Source organism: Pseudomonas turukhanskensis (assembly GCF_027922365.1).
In the GTDB taxonomy this organism is placed as follows: domain Bacteria; phylum Pseudomonadota; class Gammaproteobacteria; order Pseudomonadales; family Pseudomonadaceae; genus Aquipseudomonas; species Aquipseudomonas turukhanskensis.
In genome coordinates, this window is sequence record NZ_BSFN01000026.1 from 14,492 (window position 1) to 35,274 (window position 20,783).

Genomic DNA, 20,783 nt, shown 5'->3' on the forward strand with positions numbered 1-20,783 from the left:
CCTGGTGCGCGGATCGCACCCCACAAGAACAACCGCTGCTCCGTAGGGTGTGCTCCGCGCACCAGCGGCTGATCAGTCGAACACTACCGTCTTGTTGTTGTGCACCAACACACGGTCTTCCAAGTGATAGCGCAAGCCGCGCGCCAACACCATTTTTTCCACGTCTTTGCCCAGGCGTACCAGCTCTTCGATGCTGTCGCGGTGGCTGATGCGCACCACGTCTTGCTCGATGATCGGGCCGGCGTCGAGTTCTTCGGTGACGTAGTGCGAGGTGGCACCAATCAGTTTCACGCCGCGCAGCGATGCCTGGTGATACGGCTTGGCACCAATAAAGGACGGCAGAAAGCTGTGGTGGATGTTGATCACGCGCTGGGCGAATTCCTGGCACAGGTCCGGCGGCAGAATTTGCATGTAGCGCGCCAGCACCACCACGTCGGCACCGGCTTCACGCACCAGACGGGTGACTTCGGCAAAGGCCGGCGCTTTGTCCAGCGGGTTCACCGGTACATGGTGGAAGGGAATGCCATGCCACTCGACCATGCTGCGCAGGTCGTTGTGGTTGGAAATTACGCAGGGAATGTCGCAGTCCAGTTCATCGCTGTGCCAGCGGTGCAGCAAGTCGGCCAGGCAATGGGATTCGCGGCTGGCCATCAGCACCACGCGTTTTTTCTGCTCGGAGTCGGTGATGCGCCATTCCATGGAAAACTGCTTGGCGATAGGCGCGAACGCCTGACGGAAACCGTCGATATCGAATGGCAGAGAGTCGGCACGGATTTCATGGCGCATGAAGAACCAGCCATTGTGGTTATCCGAGTGGTGGCTCGCTTCAGTGATCCAACCGTTATAGGTCGCCAGAAAGTTACTGACCTTGGCAACGATACCGACGCCGTCGGGGCAGGCGATTACCAAGCGAAAAGTGCGCATGCGGAAACTCCAGAAACTCACAAAGGCCGCCATTCTAGCGACAGCGCGGAAAAACTTCAGCAGCCGCGCTTGGCCGAGTGCCAGCGACGCCTGGGCAAAGCCTTGCTTAGTGCAGGGGTTTAAATGTCCGACAGGCTTTTAATGGGCAGAGCGAAGTTATTTAATCGCCGCCACGAGCTGTAACAGAACACGCGCAATAGTGATGAAACTAATTCAGCTAAAACTATTCAAACATGTTTACTTGCATAAAGTGCGTGACTATTATTACCAACACTAACCCCAGACCACAGATTTCAAGGTGTCGCCCATGTCCCTGATCAATGAATATCGCGCTACAGAAGAAGCCATCAAAGAACTGCAAGAGCGCCTGAAAAACCTCTCGCAAGATGACAAGCTGAAAAAAGAACTGGAATTCGAAGGCAAACTGCGCACCTTGATGGGCGAATACCAGAAGTCGCTGCGTGACATCGTTGCCATGCTCGACCCGGAAGCCAAATCGAGCAAAAGCCCGCGCGCTGCTAAAGCCACTGGCACCAAGCGCGCTCGTAAAGTTAAGCAATACAAGAACCCGAACACCGGTGAAGTCATCGAAACCAAAGGTGGCAACCACAAAACTCTGAAAGAGTGGAAAGCCAAGTGGGGCGCCGCCGCCGTTGAAGGCTGGGCAACTCTGCTGGACTGATCACTAGGTCCGCTTTCGCTGCAATAAAAAACGCCGGTTTTTACCGGCGTTTTTTATTGCCTGAGTTTTCACCCGCGATCATTGCAGTTCATAGCGCTGGCGCAGGCTGGCTGCATAGTCGCGCCACTGCTGCAAAATAATTAGCTGGGAGGCGTTGGCGCCGGCCCAGGCTTGCTGCAAGGCGCTGTCGAAGTCGGCCAGGGTATTAGGCGCGCCCCATTCTGGCGCAGACAGGCGTTGCTGACAGAATAATCGCCATTGCTGTTGTTCGGCCTCTGACAGGGTGTGTGGAAAGTTTCGCGCGCGGTAGCGAAATAATAATTCGGGCAAGCGTGCGTCATCGAACGGCCATTGCTCGCGCGCCAATCGCTCGGGCTCGGCATTACGTACTTGTTCACACAAACGCCGATCGCGGTCGCCAATAAAGCCGTCATATAACTGTTGTTCGGGATCTTCGCTGGGGCTGAAGTCCTCGCTGGCATACAGGGTTTGCAGTTTGGCCTGCCAAGTTGCCTGACTGCCCACTAGCTGTGCAGCACGGCTTTCAATCTCGGTCATATTCAGTTGCAAGCGCTGTTTATCTTCTTCACGCAGTACACCCATCGGCGCCACCACCGGGCAACGATTGATGTGCACAAGTTTCAATGGCACCGGCAACTGCCCTTCGGCCAATTGCTCACGACGGGTGTAAAGCAATGCGCGCAAGTTCTCGGCATCAAGATCCAACAAGGGGCTCGGGTCTTGTTGCAAGTCACAGACAATCAATGCGTTGCGATTACGTGGGTGCCAGGCCAACGGCAATACCACCGCCAGATAATTACGCGCCGCCGAGAAACGCCCGGATATATGCACCAAGGGTTGCAACAAGCGAACTTGGTCGAGCACCTTCTGTTTGCTGCGCAGTTGATAGAGGTAGTCGTACAGTTTCGGTTGCTGGTCGCGCACTAACTTGGCCAGGCCAATGGTGGCGCGCACATCGGACAGTGCGTCGTGAGCCTGACCATGGTCGATGCCATTGGCGGCCGTCAGGCGTTCGAGTTTGAGGCTGACGCGGCCCTCCTCTTGCGGCCAGTTGATCCCGTCAGGGCGCAGGGCATAGGCGGTGCGCACCACGTCAATCAGGTCCCAGCGCGTATTGCCGCCCTGCCACTCGCGGGCATAGGGGTCGAAGAAGTTGCGGTACAGGCTGTAACGGGTGACTTCATCGTCAAAGCGCAGGCTGTTGTAGCCGGCGCTGCACGTGGCCGGCGTGGCCATTTCGGCGTGCACGCGGGTCATGAAGTCAGCTTCGTCCAGGCCCTGGGTCGCCAGGCGCTGCGGGGTAATGCCGGTAATCAGGCAGGCCATGGGGTGCGGCAGGATATCGTCGCTGGGCCGGCAGTAGAGGTTTACCGGCGCGCCGACTTCATTCAGCGCTTCGTCGGTGCGAATGCCGGCCACCTGCAACGGCCGGTCACTGCGCGGGTCGATGCCGGTGGTTTCATAGTCGTACCAGAAGATGCTTGCGCTCACGGCGGTTCCTTATATACGGCGTCGATAAAAGCCGGCGGCAGTCTAGCACTGGGGAAATGGGCGGCTCATTACCGAGGGTATTGCGAGAAGATTAACCGTCAAAGCCAAGAACCTTGATCCGCCGCACAGCCCGCGCAGGCCGTGGTTGTCGGGAGACTGGCCGGTCGCTAGCATGCTGCTACTGGGAAATTACTCACAAGGACGTAAAAATGACCGACTCCATTGTCTCCAATCCCTACGCCGTACCCGCCAGCAACCTGCAGGCCCTCCCCGACGCCGCCGGCGTACCTACCCTCGAAGAAGCCCTGAGCCGCCGTTACGACTTTGGCATCAGCGATCTGCTGGGCGAAGCCTGGACCCGCACCAAGGGCACCAAAGGCATCATCATCGGTGGCTTCGTGGTGTTTTACGCCGCACTGTTTGCGGTCATGAATGTGCTCGGCATCCTGCTCACCATTTTTGGCGTGGCCGGTATTGCCGGCATGGGCCTGCTTGGTGGCGCGGACGACGGCTCGCTGGCCCTGGGTGCCATGGCAGCCTTCTTCTTCGGTTCGATGCTGGTGGGTTTTCTCGCCACCGCCATGGTTTATCCGTTCCTGGCCGGTATCAATATGGTGGGCATCCGTGCCGCCGCCGGGCAGCCGGTGCGTTTCGGTGAAGTGTTCGCGCACTTCGGTCGCACGGTTCCGGTGATCATCACCGCGCTGCTGATGACCTTGCTGGTAGTCGTGGGCTACATGTTGTTTGTAGTGCCCGGCATCTACCTTAGCGTGGCGTACATTCTGGCCATTCCGCTGGTGGTCGAACGTGGCCTGTCGCCATGGCAAGCGCTGGAAGCATCGCGCAAAGCCATCAACCAGCACTGGTTCAAAGTGTTCGGCCTCTTCCTGCTGCTGGGCGTGCTGATGTCGCTGAGCATGATTCCTTTGGGTATCGGCCTGCTGTGGACCATCCCCTTGATGGTGGTTTCGCTCGGCGTGCTGTACCGCACCATCTTCGGCGTCCGCCCGGTGGCAACCAACTGAGTCGAACCGAACCGGGCCATTTGTGTGGCCCGGTTGCTTCCCAGCCTGCTGCTCGATAGCATCGGGCTTTCCTCGACGCAGTGCGCCAATGCCCCACTCCCCCGCCCCTGCTATCCAGACAACACCGGTGCCTGGCACCCTGCTGGATACCCGCTTTCATGTGGAAACCCCGGAAGGTATCGACCTGGTGATGCGCCCTGCCGGCTTGCTGGTGCGCGCCCTGGCATTTGCCATCGACCTGGCGATTCGCGGGCTGATTCTGGGCGTGGGGTTTTTCCTGCTTAGCCTGCTTGGGCAACTCGGCATGGGCCTGGGCGCCATCATGTTTTTCCTGGTGAACTGGTGGTACATGGTGCTCTTCGAGGTGCTCAACCAGGGGCGTTCGCCGGGCAAGCAGTACATGGGCCTGCGGGTGGTGCATGACGACGGCACGCCAATTGGCTGGGCGGCTTCGCTGACGCGCAACTTGCTGCGGTTTGTCGATGTGCTGCCCTTTGCCTATGCCTTCGGCATTCTCAGTTGCCTGTACAGCGGCACCTTCAAACGCCTGGGCGATCTGGCCGCCGGCAGCCTGGTGGTGTACCGCGACACAGCGTTGCAACGCCCGCCGCTGGTGGCTGCCGAACCGCTGCGCGCGCCCTTCCCGTTAAGCCTCAATGAACAGCGCGCGTTGATGGGTTTCAGTGAACGGCAAGCCGAACTGTCGGCCGCGCGGCGCCAGGAACTGGCGGCCATTCTCGCCGAGCCGTTGCAGGTGCCGGCTGACCAGGCCGAACACCAGCTCAACCGCATTGCCAGTGGTTTGCGGGGGCCGGTATGAAACAGAGCCTGTTCGAAACCCGCCATCAAGCCGACTGGCAGCGCTTTACCAGCCTGCTCGATGCCCTGGAGCGCGGCAAAGCCGACCGCCAGGCCAGCCAGACATTTGCCGGCGAGTACCGCCGCCTGTGCCATCACCTGGCCCTGGCCCAGGAGCGCGGTTACAGCAGCCACCTGATCGATCAGCTGCAACTGTTGGCCATGCGCGGCCATCAGCAGTTCTACCGCCACCGCAGCCACCTGGGCGCGCAGATCATTGCCTTTGTGCTCGGCGGCTTCGCCCGGCTGGTGCGTGAGGAATGGCGCACGGTGTTGCTGGCGACCTTGATGTTTTTCGGCAGCCTGATTCTGATGGGCGTGCTGGTGTATGTGTTTCCCGACCTAATCTACAGCGTGATGGCCCCCGATCAGGTTTCCGACATGGAGCGCATGTACGACCCCGAAGCGCGGCGCATCGGCCGCAGTGAACGCGACGCCGGTGACGACTGGATGATGTTCGGCTACTACATCATGAACAACATCGGCATCTCCTTTCAGACCTTTGCCAGTGGGTTGCTGTTTGGTTTGGGCAGCCTGTTTTTCCTGCTTTTCAACGGCCTGACCATCGGCGCCGTGGCCGGCCATCTGACACAAGTGGGTTACACCGAAACCTTCTGGTCGTTTGTGATTGGCCATGGCGCCTTCGAACTCACCGGCATCGTGTTCTCTGGCGCGGCCGGCCTGAAGATGGGCTGGGCGCTGCTGGCGCCGGGCCGTTTTACCCGTGCCGAAGCCTTGCGCCTGGCTGCCGGGCGCGCCGTGCAGCTGGTGGCCGGGGTGATTCTGTTTTTGCTGATCGCCGCGTTTATCGAGGCGTACTGGTCGTCGATGACCTTCACCACGCCGCTGGTGAAATACATCGTGGGTGCCGGGTTGTGGACCTTCGTGTTGAGCTATTTCGTGTTTGCCGGCCGGGGTGCCCATGCGCCTGACTGATGCCAGCGTAGCGATTCGCCCGCGCAGCAATTGGGAAGCCATCGACCTCGGCGTGCTGCTGGCGCGCCAACACCTGCGCCTGCTGTTCTGCAGTTGGTTGGTGATTACCGTGCCGGTGTTTGTGTTGCTCACTGCGGTGTTGTGGCAATTCCCCAGCCTGTCGATATTTCTGTTCTGGTTGCTCAAACCGGCCTTCGACCGCCTGCCGCTGCACGTGCTGTCCCAGGCCTTGTTTGGCAATGTGCCAAGCGTGAAGCAGGCCGTCAAAGCCTGGCCACGTCTGCTCAAACCCCAACTAGTAAAAAGCCTGACCTGGCGCCGCCTGAGCCTGACCCGCAGCTTCGACTTGCCGGTCATGCAACTCGAAGGCCTGAACGGCGAGGCCCGCAGCAAGCGCCTGGTGGTGCTTGGCCAGCGCAGCACCGGCGCTGCCACGTGGCTGACGGTGCTCGGCGTGCATGTGGAAAGCGCCTTGGTACTGGGCCTGAGCGCGCTGTTTTACCTGCTGCTGCCGCAACAGATGAAAACCGACTGGGACTGGCAAAGCCTGATCAACCCGCAAGCCGGGCAATGGCTGTGGCTGGAGCACTTGTCCAACGCCGGCTACGTGCTGGTACTGGCGGTGTGGGAACCCATTTACGTCGCCTGCGGCTTCACCCTTTACCTGAACCGGCGCACCACGCTGGAAAGCTGGGACATCGAACTGACCTTCCGCCGCCTGCGCCAACGCCTGACCGGCATCGCCTATGTGTTGGTACTCGGCTTTGCTGCCTTGCTGCTGCAAATGCCCAACGCGGCCTGGGCCGCCGACAAACCCGAGCCCGTCGGCAGCTGCCCGATACCTTTTGACGACCCCGTCGGCCCGAGCAAGGACCGCCTGCTGAACCAGTCCCTGACCAGCAAGGCCGCACAAGCCAGTATCGACAAGATTCTCGACCAGCCGCCCTTCGAAAACCGCGAGACGGTGACCCGTTGGCGCTTCGGTGAAGACAGCAAAAAAGCAGAGAAAAAGAAAGACAGCAGTTCTGACTCGGCGCTGGTCGATGGCCTGAAAAAACTGATCGAGGCCTGGCAGGGCTTGAAGTGGGTGGCTGTGGTGGTCGAGGTCGTGCTCTGGGGCGCCGTGATTGCCCTGGTTGCGCTGTTGATCTGGCGTTACCGCGAGTGGCTGACCATCTTTACCGGGCGCCTGTCGCTGCCCAAACGGCAGAAACGCGAAGTGCCGAGCATGTTGTTCGGCCTGGACGTGGCCCCCGAAAGCCTGCCCGAAGACGTCGCCAGCGCAGTCGAACGCCTATGGGCTGAACAGCCGCGCGAAGCCCTCGGCCTGCTGTACCGCGCCCTGCTCAGCCGCCTGTTGCACGACTACCACCTGCCGCTCAAAGGCTCGCACACCGAAGGCGAAGTGCAGCAGTTGGTGCTCAACCTTGAACACAATGACCTGAGCCGCTTTACCCAGGTGCTCACGCGCCACTGGCAAAACCTTGCCTATGGCCATCAGGCGCCGCCGGACAGCCTCAAACGCGGGCTATGTGAAGGCTGGCGGCGGTTGTTCCAGACGGGAGCGCAGGCATGACCAGGCGCACCGCGTTCGCCCTCGGGGCGGTACTTTTCCTGCTGCTGGGTTTGACGGCCGTGTATGTGCTGAGCCAAGTCACCCCGTACCAGAAAGAAATCAAACACGGCCCCTCGCCGGAAGTGGGCGCCGACCCGTACCTGGCGGCCGAAAGCTTTCTCAAGGAACGCAACATCAGCGTGCAGCGTGCCGACAACGTGCATGTGCTGAGCACCTTGCCCAGCCAGGGCCACACCCTGTTGCTGCTGGCCAGCCGCGAAAACATGACGCCACGCCAGACCGAAAACGTGCTGGCCTGGACCGCCAAGGGCGGGCATGTACTGGTGGTCGCCGAGTCGTTGTGGGACGAAGAAGAAGGCAAAAGCGACGACCTGCTGCTCGACAAACTGGGCATTCACCAATTGCTTACCGAAGACCTCGACAAGGACACCGACGCCAAGGCCGAAGGCGATGAGGACAGTGAGCAAAGCGAAGAAAGCGACGAACCCAGCGATGAATCGGCTGCCGAAACACCGGTGCCCGGAGAAGAGCACAGCGATGCAGACCTCGACCGTTATCCGTCGCTGACCAAGCTGTATCTGGAAAACGAAGAAGCGCCGGCGTACGTCAACTTCGATACCGACTACCACCTGTTCGACGCCAAGAACCAGGCCCAGGCCTGGGCCAACAGTGCCGACTCCACCCATATGCTGCAGCTGAACTACGGCGACGGCCTGGTGACAGTACTGACCGACACCTGGATCTGGCAGAACGACGGAATTGCCGATTACGACAACGCCTGGCTGCTCTGGTACCTGACCCAGGACAGCAAAGTCACCCTGCTCTACCGCGCCGACCGCGACGACCTGCTCACCCTGCTGTGGCGCAACTTCCCGGAAGCACTGGCCGCCCTGGCGCTGCTGATCGTACTGGTGCTGTGGGCCAATGGCCGCCGCCAGGGGCCGTTGCTGGCACCGGCCAACCTGGCCCGTCGGCAACTGCAAGAGCACCTGCGCGCCAGCGCTGACTTCCTGCGCCGCACCAGCGGCCCACAGAGTTTGCTGCAAGGTTTGCAACGGGATATCCAGCGCCAGGCACGGCGCCGACACCCCGGTTTTGAACGCCTGGATATTGCCACGCAGTGGCAAATCCTTGGCCGCCTCAGTCGCTTACCTAGCAGTGCCATTAGCCAAGCCATGCGCCCGCTGCCAACACAGCGAATGTCCGCCACCGAATTCACCCGTCAGGTCGCCCACCTGCAAACCCTCAGGAATGCCTTGTAAGCCTCGTCTCTAGGCGTCGCGATCGATGGCGTATGCCGCCCAGGCCTGACGTGTGGGCACCACTTCCAGGCGGTTGATATTGATGTGATCGGGCAGGTTGCAGACGTAGAAAATCTGCTCGGCAACGTCTTCGGCAGTCAGGGGCGTGGTGCTGCCGTACAGGGCGTCCGAAGCGGCCTGGTTACCGTGGGTGCGCACCAGGGTGAACTCGGTTTCGGCAATGCCGGGGGCGATATCAGTCACCCGCACGCCGCTGGCGATCAGGTCGCAGCGCAGGTTGTAGCTGAACTGCTGGACGAAGGCCTTGCTCGCGCCATACACGTGACCGCCCGGGTACGGCCACGCGCCTGCCACCGAACCGATATTGACGATGCTCGCGCCCTGGCCGGTTTCCAGCAGGCTGGGCAGCAGCGCATGGGTGACGTTGACCAGACCGGTAATATTGGTGTCGATCATGGTGTGCCAGTCGGGCAAGGCCACGGTTTGCGCCGGCTGCGGCGCGAGTGCCAGGCCGGCGTTGTTGATCAGCGCGCGAATGCGTTGAAAGCCGGGCGGCAAGGTGGCGACGGCTTGTTGCACGGCGTCGGCGTCACGCACATCCAGCTGGACGACGTGCACCGGCACCTGCGCGCTCAGTTCATCCTGCAGCGCCAACAGCCGCTCCAGGCGCCGCCCTGTGATAATCAGCGTCCAGCCGGCTGCGGCAAAACGCCGGGCCGTAGCGCGGCCGAAACCGGACGTGGCGCCGGTGATAAAAACAACGTGGCTCATGACATCCTCATCGGCGCGTTCAGCAGCTGGCCTGCAGCTCGTGATACTGGCGATTGAAATAAATCAGGCTGTGCGCCTGTGCGCTGCTGTGGATGGCCAGCACGTCACAGATCAGCACGTCGTGAGTGCCGACTTCGGTGATCTGCCGCAGGCGGCAATCGAAGGACACGCTGGCCTGTTCCATTACCGGCGAGCCGGACACGCCGGTCTGCCAGCTAGCGGCGGCGAAGCGCTCAGCCATCGAGGTCTTGCCGCCGAACAGATTGGAAATGTCCTGATGGCCGGCGCCCAGCACGTTGACGCACAGCACCGCGTTGCGCTTGAAAGTTTCGTACACCGAGGCGCTGCGGTTCAGGCACACCAGCAGGCTCGGCGGCTCATCGCTGACGCTGCACACCGCCGAGGCGGTAAAGCCCGCGCGGCCCGCCGGGCCGTCGGTGGTGATGATATTGACGGCAGCGCCGAGGCGCGCCATGGCACTGCGAAAGTCGGCTTTGCTGGGGGCATCGGCCGCCGGGGGGCAGAACGTTTGGGCAAGGTTGCTGGACATGATCGTTCACCGCATTTTTCGGGTTGGTTTCAGAGCAGTTGGCAGGCGTCTTCAAAGGCCAGGCGCGGCAAGCGGCCGAAGAGTTTCTCCGGGTTGCCGTAGCCGAGGTTGACGATGAAGTTGGCGGTCCAGGTGCTACCGGCGAAGAACTCGGCGTTGACCTGGCGGGTGTCGAAGCCGGACAGCGCGCCCACGTCCAGCCCCAGCGCGCGGGCGGCCATGATCAGGTACGCGCCCTGCAGCGAGCCATTGCGAAAGGCGGTTTCGTGCGCGGCCTCGGGGCTGTGGGTAAACCAGCTCTTGGCGTCGGCATGCGGAAACAGTGCGGGCAGGTGCTCGTAGAACGCCGTGTCCCAGGCAACGATCACGCTGACCGGCGCCGTCATGGTCTTTTCCAGGTTGCCCTTGGACAGCGCTGGCGCCAGGCGCTCCTTGGCGGCTGGCGTGCGCAGAAATACAAACCGTGCAGGCGAGCAGTTGGCCGAGGTAGGCGCCATTTTCATCAGGTCGTACAGCTGGCGCAGTACATCGTCAGCGATGGGCTGGTCGGTCCAGCCGTTGTGGCTGCGGGCGGCGCTGAACAGGCTGGCCAGCGCGGCATCATGCAGGGGTTGGCTCATGGTTCAAGTACCTGTGACTGAGCGGCAAGAAAGGTCAGCAAGCGCGCATTGAACGCACTGGCGGCAGTAATGTTGTGGGCATGGGCGCCATGGTCGACGCTGTGCAACTGCGCGTTGGGCAAGCCCTCGGCGAGCTGCTGCGAGCAGGTCCAGGGCACCAGCACGTCGTCCTTGGCCACCGACACCAGCGTGGCCACGCCGATCTCGGCGAGCCGCGCGCTGATATCGAAGCGCCGCAGCGCGGCAATGCGCGCCTTCATGGTGGCGGCGCCTGGGAAGTGCGCGGCGGCGTGGTCGACCTCGGCCTGCACCTGCTCGGCATGGGCTGCACACCAGCTGGCGGGGTAGAGAAAAATCGGCTGCGCCTCGACATAGGCGCGCGGGCCGACGGCGTCGAGCAGCGCCAGGCGCGCCTCGAAGCAGCGCGCCGAATGTGGGTTGGGTGCAGCCCAGGCGTTGATCAGGGTCAGGCTGCGCACGCGCTCGGGGAAATCGAGCGCCAGCTGCAAGCCGGCCAGCCCACCGAGCGCATGGCCGATCAGGTGGCAGGCGCGGGTGTGCGTGGCCTCCAGCACCTCGCCAATATCGGCGGCCATGTCAGCAATGCTGTAGTGCGCCGGCAGCGCCTCACGGCTGCGGCCGGTGCCGCGCTGGTCATAGGCGATGACCTTGTAGCCCGCCTCGACCAGCACCGGAATCAGCCCCGTCCAGTAGCCCGCCGACCCGCCGAGCCCGGACGACAGCAGCACCGCCTGCCCACCGGCAGGCCCGTGAACCTCGTGGTACAGGGCGCTGTTCACTGCGCTTTGCCGACGTGCGCAACGCTGGCGATTTCCACCAGCGCATCGGGTTTCACCAGGCCGGTCTGCACGCAGTAGCGGGCCGGTTTTTCGCCTGGGAAGAACTCGGCGTACACGCCGTTGATGGCGGCGTAGTCGTCCCAGTTTTTCAGGAACACGTGGTTGAAGGTGACGTCGTCCATGGTGCCGCCGGCGGCCTCGACCACGCCCTTGATAATGGTCAGCACGTGGCGGGTTTGTGCAGCGGCATCGCCGACGTGCACTACGTTGTTTTCGCTGTCGAACGGCAGCGTGCCGGATACATACAAAATGCCGTCGGCCAGGGTGCCCGGCACGTAAGGGGCCAGCGGTTTGCCGGTACCGGCGGGAATGATCACTTGTTTAGGCATGGCGGTTCTCTCGTTGTGAGTGGGTAGAAAAATCCGTACGACGCTTAGTGCGCCGAAACGCTGCTGACGAACTGCTGCACCGTGGACACCCAGCCGAAGAAGCTTTCCACGTTGTAAACCGTGCTGGCCTGAATGCGCTCGCCGCCCAGTTCGTGGGTGGCGTCTTCGAGCATCACGCCGAAGTATTCGAGGTGGAACGCGTCGCGCAGTGTGCTCTCCACGCAAACGTTGGTGGCGATACCGGTAAACACCAGATTGCGGATGCCGCGTGCGCGCAGGGTGCTGTCCAGGGCGCTGTTGAAGAAGCCGCTGTAGCGCGACTTGGGCACCACGATGTCGCCCGGCTGCGGGGCCAGTTCGTCGACGATCTGGTAGTCCCAGCCGCCCTTGGCGAGAAAGCGGCCCTGCAGTTCGGGGAACTTGCGCATGGTTTTCAGGGCGTTGGATTTGTACCAGTTCGGCGAGCCCGGGCCGCCGGCTTCGACGTAGTCGCTGTCCCAGCCGTTCTGCAGATAAACCACGCAGATGCCTGCAGCACGCGCCGCGCGAATCGCGTCGCCGACCTTGGCGATGACGCCCTGGGCGCCGGAAATATCAAAGCCGGCCGAGTCGACATAACCGCCGAGCGAGGCATAGGCATTTTGCATGTCGACCACGATCAAGGCCGTGTTGGAGGCGTGCAGGTACAGCGGCTCCGGGCGCGCCGGCAACACAATGGCCGCACCGGCGCCGGGCACTTGGGCAATGCCGGCCGGGGTGGTTGAGGTCAGGGTGACGTTTTTTTCCGCGCTCATGATGCCGCCCCCACCGCCGCCTGCACGGCGCCAACCTGGGTCGGCACCGGCGTGGCGACCTCGACCCGGCTGTTCATCAACGGCTGGATGCGCTGGCCGAATGCTTCGACACCTTCAACAAAGTTGTCGAAGGTCAGCAGTACGCCTTCGGTGCCTTCCACTTCGGCCACTTCATCGAGCATGCGCGCGACGCTGGCATAGGAACCGACCAGGGTGCCCATGTTGATATTCACTGCCGAGGTCGGGTCGGCCATTTGCCGCACATTGGTGTCGGCGCCGGAGGTTTTATCCACCGCACCCTGCACGCCCAGCCAGGCCACGGCTTCTTCATCGACGCCGGCTTTGTAGTGGTCCCACTTGGCGCGGGCGGCCTCGTCGGTTTCGTCGGCGATCACCATCATCAGCACAAAGGTGCTGACGTCACGGCCGGTCACCTGGGTTGCCTCAATCAGTTTTTGTGCAGCCGGAGCAAAGGCTTTTGGCGTATTCACACCTTTGCCAAAGCAGAAGTTGTAGTCGGCATGCTGCGCCGAAAAGGCCATGCCGGCATCGCTTTGCCCGGCGCAGATAACCTTGATGTCGGCCTGCGGCTGCGGGCTGAGGCGGCAGTCGTCCATATGGAAATGCGCGCCTTGGAAATCGGACTTGCCGGTGCCCCAGAGGTCACGCAGCACCTGGATGTATTCGGACAAGTAGTCGTAGCGGTTGGAGAAGAATTCGTCGCCGGGCCACATGCCCATCTGCGAATACTCGGGCCGCTGCCAGCCGGTGACCAGGTTGACGCCGAAGCGGCCATTGGCAATCGAATCAATGGTGGAGGTCATTCGCGCCACGATGGCAGGCGGCATTACCAGCGAAGCAGCGGTGGCGAACAATTGGATACGGCTGGTGACTGCCGCCAGCCCCGCCATCAGCGTGAAGGACTCTAGGTTGTGGTCCCAGAATTCGGTTTTACCGCCGAAACCGCGCAGCTTGATCATCGACAGGGCAAAGTCGAAACCATAGTGCTCGGCCGCCAGGGTGATCTGCTTGTTCAGTTCGAATGTCGGCTTGTACTGCGGCGCGTTTTGCGAAATCAGCCAGCCGTTGTTGCCAATAGGGATAAAGATACCAACCTTCATAACCGTCTCCATTCGTCTCGGGCATCCACCTGGATGCGTGTCGAACGAAGCGTTTGCATGCGTCATGCCAGTTATTTTTTATGGTTACTTTTCAAATACTTATTTAATTATTCGGATTTGTTTCAGACCAAATGGTCTGTTTTGAACCATTTGATTCTTCAAACATGCCCGATTGTGATGCGCCAACGAGCCGGCTTGGGGCATTTATCACCTCAGGCACGTGCAGGCGCATCGGTGTACGCGCCCCCGTCCTGCGTCCACGGCCAAGCCTGATACACTCGCCTATCGATTCGTTTGGCGGCTCAGTTAGTGAAAAGTAAATCCATCGAAGACGTGGCAGGCCCTGGCAAGCCAGCGAAGAAAAAAGCACCAGCCAAGAAACTCGGCGCCAAGGCCGACAAGCCTGCGGCCGGCGTCAAGGCCAAGGTGGCGCGCACCATGAGCGCGAAATCGGAACAGCGCCGTGAGCTGCAAATAAAGAACAAGCGTGAGTCGATCATTCAGGCTGCCCTTGGCCTGTTTTCGCAGTTCGGCATGCACGGCACCAGCCTGGATCAGGTGGCAGTGGCGGCGGATGTCTCCAAGACCAACCTGCTTTATTACTTCTCCAGCAAGGAAGAGCTGTACACCAATGTGCTGCAGCATCTGCTGGAGATCTGGCTACTGCCGCTGGGTGACTTCGATGCCGAGCAGCAGCCGCTGGATGTGATTGGCCGCTACATTCGCGCCAAGCTGGAACTGTCGCGTGATCACCCCGCCGAGTCGAAGCTGTTCTGCATGGAAATCATGCAAGGGGCGCCCCTGATAAAAGCCCAACTGCAACAACAACTGCAGCCGCTGGTGGCCAACAAGGTGGCGGTGATTCAGCAGTGGATTGATGCCGGTAGCCTGGCACCACTCGATCCCTATCACCTGATCTTTTCGATTTGGAGCATCACCCAGCATTACGCCGACTTCAGTACCCAGGTGCAGGCCATCACCGGGAAAACCCTGGCTGATCCGGTGTTCTTTGACCACGTGTTGTGCAACCTGCAGAACCTGATCTGCGAAGGTGTGCGCCCGCGCTGATAGCGGGTTTTCTGCTTTGCGGCAATCGCGGCTGAAGCCGCTCCTACCGAAGGTGCAATCTCGTAGGAGCAGCTTCAGCCGCGATGCTTTTGACCTCCCCGAAACGCCTCCCGCCCCACCCCGCCCGTTTCCCGTGCGCGACGCACAAACTAAGTGCTCTAGATCAGACCATTTGATCCGTTTTTGTGTTAGGCAAACCACAACCCACTGTAAATAAACGCTTTATTTTTATGGCACGGAAGCTGCTATCGCCATTGCCATGCTGAGCCCATGGCCAGCGGGATCAGCCTCGTGCTGTCGATCATTCGCCTACCAACAGGAAAACTACGTATGTTCAGGAATGTTTTGCAGGGGACTGTGTGTGCGGCTGTTCTGCTGGGTGCCGTCGGCAATGCGCAGGCCGAAGGGCTGACGCTCAAGGCGCCGGCGAAGATCGCCATGGTGTACATCAGCCCACGCAACGATGGCGGCTGGACCCAGGCGTTTGATGAAGCACGGCAAAAACTGGAAACCGAGCTCGATCAGAAAATTCAGTTCGTCGAAAGCGTGCCGGAAAACGCTGCGGCAATTACCCCGGTAGTGGATCGCCTGATTGCCCGCGGCGCCAACGTGATCATCGGCACGGCGTTTGGCTACTCCGATACATTCCTGGAATTGGCCAAAAAATACCCTGATGTCGCCTTTCTCAATGGCTCGGGTACAACCAACGCCGCTAACCTCGAATCCTTTTACGGCCGCACCTACGAAAGCCAATACCTGTGTGGCATGGCGGCCGCTGCTGCGTCCAAGTCCGGCAAGCTGGGTTTCGTCGCAGCCAACCCCTTTGGCCAGGTGAATTGGACCATCAACGCCTTCGAACTGGGCGCTCAGCAAATCAACCCTGAAGCGACCGTTAATGTGGTGTACACCGGCGCCTGGAATGACCCGGTAAAAGAACGCGCCGCCACCATGGCCCTGATCGACAACGGTGCCGATGTGATCGGTCAGCACGTTGACAGCCCGACCCCGCAGTTGGTGGCCCAGGAGCGCGGTGTGCATGGCACCGGTTACCACCGCGACCTCAGCGAGTTCGCCCCCAAAGCCACTGTGTGTTCATCGATGTGGGTGTGGGACCGCTTCCTGGCGCCGGAGCTGAAGAAAGTCATCGCCGGTAACTGGCAGCCCTCGGCCACCGGCGCCCTGCTGTCGATGCAGGAAGGCGGTACCGACATCAGCCTGACCAAAGACCCGATCATTTCCGCCGCCAACCGCGCAAAAATCGAGGCCGAGCGTGCCCAGTTGCTGGCCGGAAAAAAAATTCTCTACAGCGGCCCGCTCAGCGACCGTGACGGCAAAGAACGCATCGCCGCCGGCCAGGTCATGCCGGATGCCGATCTGTGGAAAATGGACTGGTTCGTCAAAGGCGTGAAGACCCAGCAATGAAACAGGTCAACGCCCTGCAACTGAGCGGCATCAACAAGTCGTTCGACGGTTTCCAGGCGCTCACGGACGCGCACTTCACCGCCTGCTGGGGCGAAGTGCACGCCCTGCTGGGCGAGAACGGCGCCGGCAAGTCGTCGCTGATGAACATTGCCGCCGGCCTGTACGCGCCGGAGACCGGCAGCCTAATGGTCGATGACAACCTGGTGCGGCTCAGCGGCCCGCGGGACGCCAGCCGCTACCAGATCGGCATGGTGCATCAGCATTTCAAGCTGGTGAAACCCTTCACCGTGGCGCAGAACATTCTGCTCGGCCTGCCCGCGGAACCGGGCAGTTACCGCACGCGCTTGCAGGCGCTGGAGCAGCAGATCAGTGCTAAAGCGCAGGAGCTGGGTTTTGTCCTCGACCCGCGTCAGCCCGTGGAGCAGTTGTCGATTGCCGAACAGCAACGCGTGGAAATCCTCAAGGTGCTGCTGGCCGGTGCGCGCATTCTGATTCTCGACGAACCGACAGCGGTGCTCACCGATCAGGAAGCCGAACGCCTGCTCAGCACGGTGCAGACGTTCGCCCAGCAAGGCGCTGCCGTGGTGCTGGTGACGCACAAGATGGCCGACGTCAAACGCTTCGCCGACCGCGTTACGGTGATGCGTGGCGGCAAAACCATCCAGACCCTCAATCCACAACACGTCAGCGTTGATGAGCTGGTGCGCCTGACTGTCGGTGAATCAGCCCAGGCCGGCTACACACCCGGCCCGCCGGCCGGGCCGCTACGGCTGCAGGTACGCGAGCTGCGCAGCCCGACCGGCAGCGGACCGCTGGCGGGGGTGAATCTCAGCCTGCACGCGGGGCAGATTTATGGCATCGCCGGGGTGGGCGGCAATGGTCAGGGCGAGTTGGCCAATGCGCTGATGGGCCTGCCGCAGCCAACCGAGGGCGAGATTCACCTGGAGAGCTTCGGCGACCTGCGCGGCGCCAGCGCGGAGCAGCGCCGCGAGCTGCGCATTGCCTGCATTCCGGCCGACCGTTACGGCGCCGCCCTGGCGGGCTCGCTGAGCGTGGTCGAAAACTTTGCCATCGGCCAGGTGCATGGCGGGCGCTATGGCTCGTTCTGGCGCCTGCTCGGCACACGTATGCGCAGCGATGCAGCGGCCGCGGTGCAAGCATTCGACGTACAGGGCGTACGCTCGCTGGAGCAGAACGCGGCGCTGCTCTCCGGCGGCAACGCACAAAAACTGGTGATTGCCCGCGAGTTCAGCCGCGACCCGCAACTGGTGGTGGTGCACAGCCCGAGCCGCGGCCTGGATGTGCGTGCGACGCAAGCCGTGCATGCGCGCCTGCGTGCCGCCCGCGACTCCGGCGCCGCGGTGCTGGTGATCAGCGAAGACCTCGACGAAGTCCTGACCCTGGCCGACCGCATCGGTGTGATGAACAGCGGACGCATCGTCGCCGAATTCGAGCACCCGGCCGACCGCCAGGCAATTGGTAAAGCAATGGTGAGCCATGACTGACACAACCCTGCCTCAGCCCACGGTCAGCACGCGGCAACCGCTGTTCGGCCGGCGTTACACCCTCGAAACCCGGCAGCAGATGGCCATGCACTGGCAGGCGCTGGTGATCGGCCTGGCGCTGCTGTTCGGCCTGGCGATCTGCGCGCTGATTCTGGTCGGCGCCGGCGTGCCGGCGCAGGAGCTGCTTAACGAGTTTGTCGTGCAGACCCTGTTCGATGCACAGAACCTGCGAGCCGTATTGTTTCAGGCGGCGCCGATGATCATGGTCGGCCTGGCCGGTTGCATGGCCTTTCGCGCCCGCTTCTGGAACCTGGGCCTGGAAGGCCAGATGATCTGGGGCGCCATCGGTGCCACGGCAATTTCGCTGTTCGATATTGGCCCGCATGCCCTGCGCCTGCCGCTGATGATGCTCACGGCAATGCTCTGCGCCATGCTCTGGACCTTGACCCCTGTGCTTTTGAAGCTGCACCTCAAGGTCAATGAAATCATCTCCACGCTGATGCTCAATTACATCGCCGCCAACTTCCTCCTGCACCTGGTGTACGGCAGTTGGAAAGACCCGCGCGACAACTTCCCCTACTCACCGCCGCTGCAAAGCTTCGAGCGCCTGCCGGATTTCCTCGCCGGCTATAACGTGGCCATTCTCATGGCCCTGGTGATCACCGCCATCACCTTGTGGTTCGTCGGCATTTCGCGGGCGGGGCTGTACCTGCGTTTCGTCGATGCCAACCCACGGGTGGCAGGTGCGGTTGGCGTGCCAGTGCGCAAGATGATCGTCGCCACGGTACTGCTGTCCGGCGCCCTGGCCGGGCTCGCCGGTTTTGTGGTGACCGCTGGCCAGGAAGGCCGACTGACCCAATCGTTCTATCAGGGCTACGGTTTCTCCGGAATTCTGATCGCCTTTCTGGCACGCAATAACCCGGTGGCGGCCACGGTGGTCGCCCTGCTGATTGCCTTGCTGTTTGTCGCCGGGCGCAACTTGCAGGTTTTCTACCAAATCCCCTTTTCGATGGTGCAGCTGATCCAGGCGATTCTGGTGATTTGCGTGGCCTCCTCGGACTTTTTCATTCGCCATCGCATGCGGCGTATTCAGGCGGGAGACTGCTGATGGACCTGTTGACTCACTGGCTTGGCAACGCACCGGATTTCGCCGTGCCCTTCGCCCTGGCGGCGCTGGGGCTGATTCTCACCGAGCGTGCCGGGGTACTGGCGCTCGGCGCCGAAGGCTTGATGCTGGTCGGTGCGCTGGCCGGCATCGGTATGCAATTGGGCGTCGGCGTAGCCGGGGTTTCGCTGCTGGTGGCGATGGTGGCTGCCGGGGCGGTGTCGCTGCTGTTTGCGCTGATGGTGCTGGTACTGCGCATTAACCAGGTGATCGCAGGCCTGGCGCTGGTGTTCTTCTGTCAGGGCCTGACCGGGCTGGCAGGCACGGTGTTCGGCTGGACCAACCGGCCGGTCAGCGGCCTGAACACAGTCGAGCTGTGGCCGCTGTCGGAACTGCCGCTGGTGGGCAAGATTTTCGTGCAGAACCCGCTGGTGTACCTGACCGTGCTGATCTTCATTGCCGTGGTCTGGTTTCTGTACCGCACGCAAACCGGCCTGCGCCTGCGCGCCGTTGGCGAGAACCCGCAAGCGGCCGATGCCGCCGGCATTCCTGTGCTCACCTACCGTCTGGCAGCGATTGTTGCCGGGGCGGCGCTGATCGGTCTGGCCGGTGCCTATATCGCCGTGCTGAGCACCAAGATGTGGATTGCCGACATGACGGGCGGGCGCGGCTGGATTGCCGTGTCGCTGGTGATCTTTGCGCGCTGGTCGCCGTGGCGGGCGCTGGCCGGCGCCTTGCTGTTCGGCGCCATCGAAGCACTGATTCCGCAACTGGCCGCCACCGGTGTGCGTTTGCCGCAGTACTTCGTGCTGATGACACCTTATGCGGTGACCCTGCTGGTGATGATCTGGGTGGCGCTTGGCAGTCGCGAATCGGCCAGCCAACCCGGCGCCCTCGGCGAACCCTTTATCCGCGAACAACGGCGGTAACCGTGTCACTACAACTCCAATAACAGCCTTACCCACACTCTTTAGCCACCGCCTAAAAACAACACACACAACAACTCATAACCCTTCACACGCTATTCGGGAGCACCCTCAATGAAGCGCAGCACCATTTCCCTGATGTTGGCAGGCGGTATGCTCGTGGCCGGGCAGAGCATGGCCGACGACCTGCTACTGTGGCAGGACAACAGCCTGACCTACCTCAACGGCATCGACTTCAAGGTCGACCCGCCCAAGCAGCAGACCGTAACCTTCGAGCACGCCAGCGGCTGGAGTTTTGGCGACCTGTTCGTGTTCGTCGATGGCATCAAATTCAACACCGACGCCACCAACAATGTCGGCGATGGCCACACCTACTACGGCGAGATCAGCCCACGCCTGTCGTTCGGCAAAGTCACCGGCACCGACCTCTCCTTCGGCCCGATCAAGGATGTACTGCTGGCAGCCACCTACGAGTTCGGCGAAGACGACAACGAAAGCTACCTGCTCGGCCCGGCCGTCGACTTGAACATTCCCGGCTTCGACTACTTCCAGATCAACACCTACTACCGCGAAACCGACGGCAAACGTGACGGGAGCGGCGTCTGGCAGGTGACACCGGTGTGGAGCTACACCGTGCCGGTCGGCAATTCAGACGTGGTTATCGACGGTTTCATGGACTGGGTGGTGGACAACGACGACAGCTACCACGCCAACCTGCACTTCAACCCGCAGATCAAATACGACCTGGCCAAGGGTTTGGGGCTGGGCAAGAAGTTTTACGTGGGCGTGGAGTACGACTACTGGAGCGACAAGTACGGCATCCAGGACACCCAGGCCTTCACCACCAATCAGAGCGCCATCAGCCTGTTGCTAAAGGCGCACTTCTAAGCACACCAGCCCGTCACCCCGACGGGCTTTTTTTGCGCTACTGCATGTG

General features: G+C 61.6%; 21 protein-coding genes. 12 read left to right on the top strand and 9 right to left on the bottom strand.

What is annotated here, in order from left to right; translation table 11 throughout:
- Nucleotides 1-72: 72 nt before the first annotated feature.
- On the bottom strand, nucleotides 73-924 hold the full coding sequence (purU, locus tag PKE98_RS24455; protein ID WP_271198051.1) for a formyltetrahydrofolate deformylase: 852 nt from the start codon (nucleotides 922-924) through the stop codon (nucleotides 73-75).
- Nucleotides 925-1,231: 307 nt separating this feature from the next.
- Between purU and mvaT the strand changes: the two genes are divergently transcribed.
- A complete protein-coding gene (gene mvaT, locus PKE98_RS24460; RefSeq protein ID WP_271198052.1) occupies nucleotides 1,232-1,606 on the top strand; it encodes a histone-like nucleoid-structuring protein MvaT in 375 nt (124 codons plus the stop codon).
- A gap of 78 nt (nucleotides 1,607-1,684) precedes the next feature.
- On the opposite strand, the gene sbcB is transcribed toward mvaT, so the two are convergent.
- Nucleotides 1,685-3,118, bottom strand: a complete 1,434-nt coding sequence (gene sbcB, locus PKE98_RS24465) for an exodeoxyribonuclease I (RefSeq protein WP_271198053.1) — start codon at nucleotides 3,116-3,118, stop codon at nucleotides 1,685-1,687.
- Between the two features lie 209 nt (nucleotides 3,119-3,327).
- On the opposite strand from sbcB, the gene PKE98_RS24470 reads away from it, so the two are divergent.
- The 5 genes from PKE98_RS24470 (at nucleotide 3,328) to PKE98_RS24490 (ending at nucleotide 8,775) form a co-directional block, all read left to right on the top strand.
- Nucleotides 3,328-4,143, top strand: coding sequence for a DUF975 family protein (locus PKE98_RS24470; RefSeq protein WP_271198054.1), 816 nt, complete (start codon nucleotides 3,328-3,330; stop codon nucleotides 4,141-4,143).
- A gap of 88 nt (nucleotides 4,144-4,231) precedes the next feature.
- Nucleotides 4,232-4,963 (top strand): RDD family protein, encoded by a 732-nt coding sequence (locus PKE98_RS24475; RefSeq protein ID WP_271198055.1) that lies wholly within the window; start codon nucleotides 4,232-4,234, stop codon nucleotides 4,961-4,963.
- Nucleotides 4,960-5,937, top strand: coding sequence for a stage II sporulation protein M (locus PKE98_RS24480; RefSeq protein WP_271198056.1), 978 nt, complete (start codon nucleotides 4,960-4,962; stop codon nucleotides 5,935-5,937). Before PKE98_RS24475 ends, PKE98_RS24480 begins: the two co-directional genes overlap by 4 nt.
- Nucleotides 5,924-7,513 (top strand): DUF4129 domain-containing protein, encoded by a 1,590-nt coding sequence (locus PKE98_RS24485; RefSeq protein WP_271198057.1) that lies wholly within the window; start codon nucleotides 5,924-5,926, stop codon nucleotides 7,511-7,513. Before PKE98_RS24480 ends, PKE98_RS24485 begins: the two co-directional genes overlap by 14 nt.
- The gene (locus PKE98_RS24490; RefSeq protein ID WP_271198058.1) at nucleotides 7,510-8,775 is read left to right on the top strand and encodes a DUF4350 domain-containing protein; all 1,266 of its coding nucleotides are present in this window, start codon (nucleotides 7,510-7,512) and stop codon (nucleotides 8,773-8,775) included. The genes PKE98_RS24485 and PKE98_RS24490 overlap by 4 nt, the downstream gene beginning before the upstream one ends.
- A 9-nt stretch (nucleotides 8,776-8,784) precedes the next feature.
- Here the strand turns inward: PKE98_RS24490 and PKE98_RS24495 are convergent, their stop codons facing one another.
- From PKE98_RS24495 to rutA, 7 genes are read right to left on the bottom strand one after another with little or no spacing between them, the layout of a single operon-like run.
- A complete protein-coding gene (locus tag PKE98_RS24495; RefSeq protein ID WP_271198059.1) occupies nucleotides 8,785-9,546 on the bottom strand; it encodes an SDR family NAD(P)-dependent oxidoreductase in 762 nt (253 codons plus the stop codon).
- A 19-nt stretch (nucleotides 9,547-9,565) separates the two neighbouring features.
- Nucleotides 9,566-10,096 (bottom strand): NADH-dependent FMN reductase RutF, encoded by a 531-nt coding sequence (gene rutF, locus PKE98_RS24500; RefSeq protein WP_271198060.1) that lies wholly within the window; start codon nucleotides 10,094-10,096, stop codon nucleotides 9,566-9,568.
- A 29-nt stretch (nucleotides 10,097-10,125) separates the two neighbouring features.
- Nucleotides 10,126-10,716, bottom strand: a complete 591-nt coding sequence (locus PKE98_RS24505; RefSeq protein WP_271198061.1) for a malonic semialdehyde reductase — start codon at nucleotides 10,714-10,716, stop codon at nucleotides 10,126-10,128.
- Nucleotides 10,713-11,516 carry a pyrimidine utilization protein D gene (rutD, locus tag PKE98_RS24510; protein ID WP_373877915.1) on the bottom strand — a complete coding sequence of 268 codons (804 nt, stop codon included), beginning with the start codon at nucleotides 11,514-11,516 and terminating at the stop codon, nucleotides 10,713-10,715. Before rutD ends, PKE98_RS24505 begins: the two co-directional genes overlap by 4 nt.
- Entirely contained in the window at nucleotides 11,513-11,905 is a 393-nt protein-coding gene (gene rutC / locus PKE98_RS24515; protein ID WP_271198062.1) for a pyrimidine utilization protein C, read from the bottom strand. The genes rutD and rutC overlap by 4 nt, the downstream gene beginning before the upstream one ends.
- A 44-nt stretch (nucleotides 11,906-11,949) precedes the next feature.
- The gene (gene rutB, locus PKE98_RS24520; RefSeq protein ID WP_271198063.1) at nucleotides 11,950-12,699 is read right to left on the bottom strand and encodes a pyrimidine utilization protein B; all 750 of its coding nucleotides are present in this window, start codon (nucleotides 12,697-12,699) and stop codon (nucleotides 11,950-11,952) included.
- Nucleotides 12,696-13,820, bottom strand: coding sequence for a pyrimidine utilization protein A (rutA, locus tag PKE98_RS24525; RefSeq protein WP_271198064.1), 1,125 nt, complete (start codon nucleotides 13,818-13,820; stop codon nucleotides 12,696-12,698). The genes rutB and rutA overlap by 4 nt, the downstream gene beginning before the upstream one ends.
- 438 nt (nucleotides 13,821-14,258) lie before the next feature.
- Here rutA and rutR point away from each other — a divergent pair, with 438 nt between their 5' ends.
- The 6 genes from rutR to PKE98_RS24555 all read left to right on the top strand — a co-directional run bounded on the left by rutR (nucleotide 14,259) and on the right by PKE98_RS24555 (nucleotide 20,734).
- Nucleotides 14,259-14,888, top strand: a complete 630-nt coding sequence (rutR, locus tag PKE98_RS24530) for an HTH-type transcriptional regulator RutR (protein WP_271198079.1) — start codon at nucleotides 14,259-14,261, stop codon at nucleotides 14,886-14,888.
- Nucleotides 14,889-15,218: 330 nt separating this feature from the next.
- Complete coding sequence (locus PKE98_RS24535) at nucleotides 15,219-16,310, top strand: BMP family ABC transporter substrate-binding protein (RefSeq protein WP_271198065.1); 1,092 nt, start codon at nucleotides 15,219-15,221, stop codon at nucleotides 16,308-16,310.
- On the top strand, nucleotides 16,307-17,815 hold the full coding sequence (locus tag PKE98_RS24540; RefSeq protein WP_271198066.1) for an ABC transporter ATP-binding protein: 1,509 nt from the start codon (nucleotides 16,307-16,309) through the stop codon (nucleotides 17,813-17,815). The genes PKE98_RS24535 and PKE98_RS24540 overlap by 4 nt, the downstream gene beginning before the upstream one ends.
- Nucleotides 17,808-18,923 (top strand): ABC transporter permease, encoded by a 1,116-nt coding sequence (locus PKE98_RS24545; protein WP_271198067.1) that lies wholly within the window; start codon nucleotides 17,808-17,810, stop codon nucleotides 18,921-18,923. The genes PKE98_RS24540 and PKE98_RS24545 overlap by 8 nt, the downstream gene beginning before the upstream one ends.
- Nucleotides 18,923-19,849 (top strand): ABC transporter permease, encoded by a 927-nt coding sequence (locus tag PKE98_RS24550; RefSeq protein ID WP_271198068.1) that lies wholly within the window; start codon nucleotides 18,923-18,925, stop codon nucleotides 19,847-19,849. Before PKE98_RS24545 ends, PKE98_RS24550 begins: the two co-directional genes overlap by 1 nt.
- Nucleotides 19,850-19,960: 111 nt before the next feature.
- Nucleotides 19,961-20,734 (top strand): outer membrane protein OmpK, encoded by a 774-nt coding sequence (locus tag PKE98_RS24555; protein ID WP_271198069.1) that lies wholly within the window; start codon nucleotides 19,961-19,963, stop codon nucleotides 20,732-20,734.
- Nucleotides 20,735-20,783: the final 49 nt, after the last annotated feature.

What these genes read in the sequence shown, in the direction of transcription:
- PKE98_RS24535 (WP_271198065.1), top strand. Translation starts at nt 15,219, where the DNA reads ATGTTCAGGAATGTTTTGCAGGGGACTGTGTGTGCGGCTGTTCTGCTG.
- mvaT (WP_271198052.1), top strand. Translation starts at nt 1,232, where the DNA reads ATGTCCCTGATCAATGAATATCGCGCTACAGAAGAAGCCATCAAAGAA.
- PKE98_RS24490 (WP_271198058.1), top strand. Translation starts at nt 7,510, where the DNA reads ATGACCAGGCGCACCGCGTTCGCCCTCGGGGCGGTACTTTTCCTGCTG.
- purU (WP_271198051.1), bottom strand. Translation starts at nt 924, where the DNA reads ATGCGCACTTTTCGCTTGGTAATCGCCTGCCCCGACGGCGTCGGTATC.
- PKE98_RS24495 (WP_271198059.1), bottom strand. Translation starts at nt 9,546, where the DNA reads ATGAGCCACGTTGTTTTTATCACCGGCGCCACGTCCGGTTTCGGCCGC.
- PKE98_RS24550 (WP_271198068.1), top strand. Translation starts at nt 18,923, where the DNA reads ATGGACCTGTTGACTCACTGGCTTGGCAACGCACCGGATTTCGCCGTG.
- rutB (WP_271198063.1), bottom strand. Translation starts at nt 12,699, where the DNA reads ATGAGCGCGGAAAAAAACGTCACCCTGACCTCAACCACCCCGGCCGGC.
- PKE98_RS24540 (WP_271198066.1), top strand. Translation starts at nt 16,307, where the DNA reads ATGAAACAGGTCAACGCCCTGCAACTGAGCGGCATCAACAAGTCGTTC.
- PKE98_RS24470 (WP_271198054.1), top strand. Translation starts at nt 3,328, where the DNA reads ATGACCGACTCCATTGTCTCCAATCCCTACGCCGTACCCGCCAGCAAC.
- PKE98_RS24480 (WP_271198056.1), top strand. Translation starts at nt 4,960, where the DNA reads ATGAAACAGAGCCTGTTCGAAACCCGCCATCAAGCCGACTGGCAGCGC.
- PKE98_RS24505 (WP_271198061.1), bottom strand. Translation starts at nt 10,716, where the DNA reads ATGAGCCAACCCCTGCATGATGCCGCGCTGGCCAGCCTGTTCAGCGCC.
- rutF (WP_271198060.1), bottom strand. Translation starts at nt 10,096, where the DNA reads ATGTCCAGCAACCTTGCCCAAACGTTCTGCCCCCCGGCGGCCGATGCC.
- rutA (WP_271198064.1), bottom strand. Translation starts at nt 13,820, where the DNA reads ATGAAGGTTGGTATCTTTATCCCTATTGGCAACAACGGCTGGCTGATT.
- PKE98_RS24555 (WP_271198069.1), top strand. Translation starts at nt 19,961, where the DNA reads ATGAAGCGCAGCACCATTTCCCTGATGTTGGCAGGCGGTATGCTCGTG.
- PKE98_RS24485 (WP_271198057.1), top strand. Translation starts at nt 5,924, where the DNA reads ATGCGCCTGACTGATGCCAGCGTAGCGATTCGCCCGCGCAGCAATTGG.
- PKE98_RS24545 (WP_271198067.1), top strand. Translation starts at nt 17,808, where the DNA reads ATGACTGACACAACCCTGCCTCAGCCCACGGTCAGCACGCGGCAACCG.
- rutR (WP_271198079.1), top strand. Translation starts at nt 14,259, where the DNA reads ATGAGCGCGAAATCGGAACAGCGCCGTGAGCTGCAAATAAAGAACAAG.
- PKE98_RS24475 (WP_271198055.1), top strand. Translation starts at nt 4,232, where the DNA reads ATGCCCCACTCCCCCGCCCCTGCTATCCAGACAACACCGGTGCCTGGC.
- rutC (WP_271198062.1), bottom strand. Translation starts at nt 11,905, where the DNA reads ATGCCTAAACAAGTGATCATTCCCGCCGGTACCGGCAAACCGCTGGCC.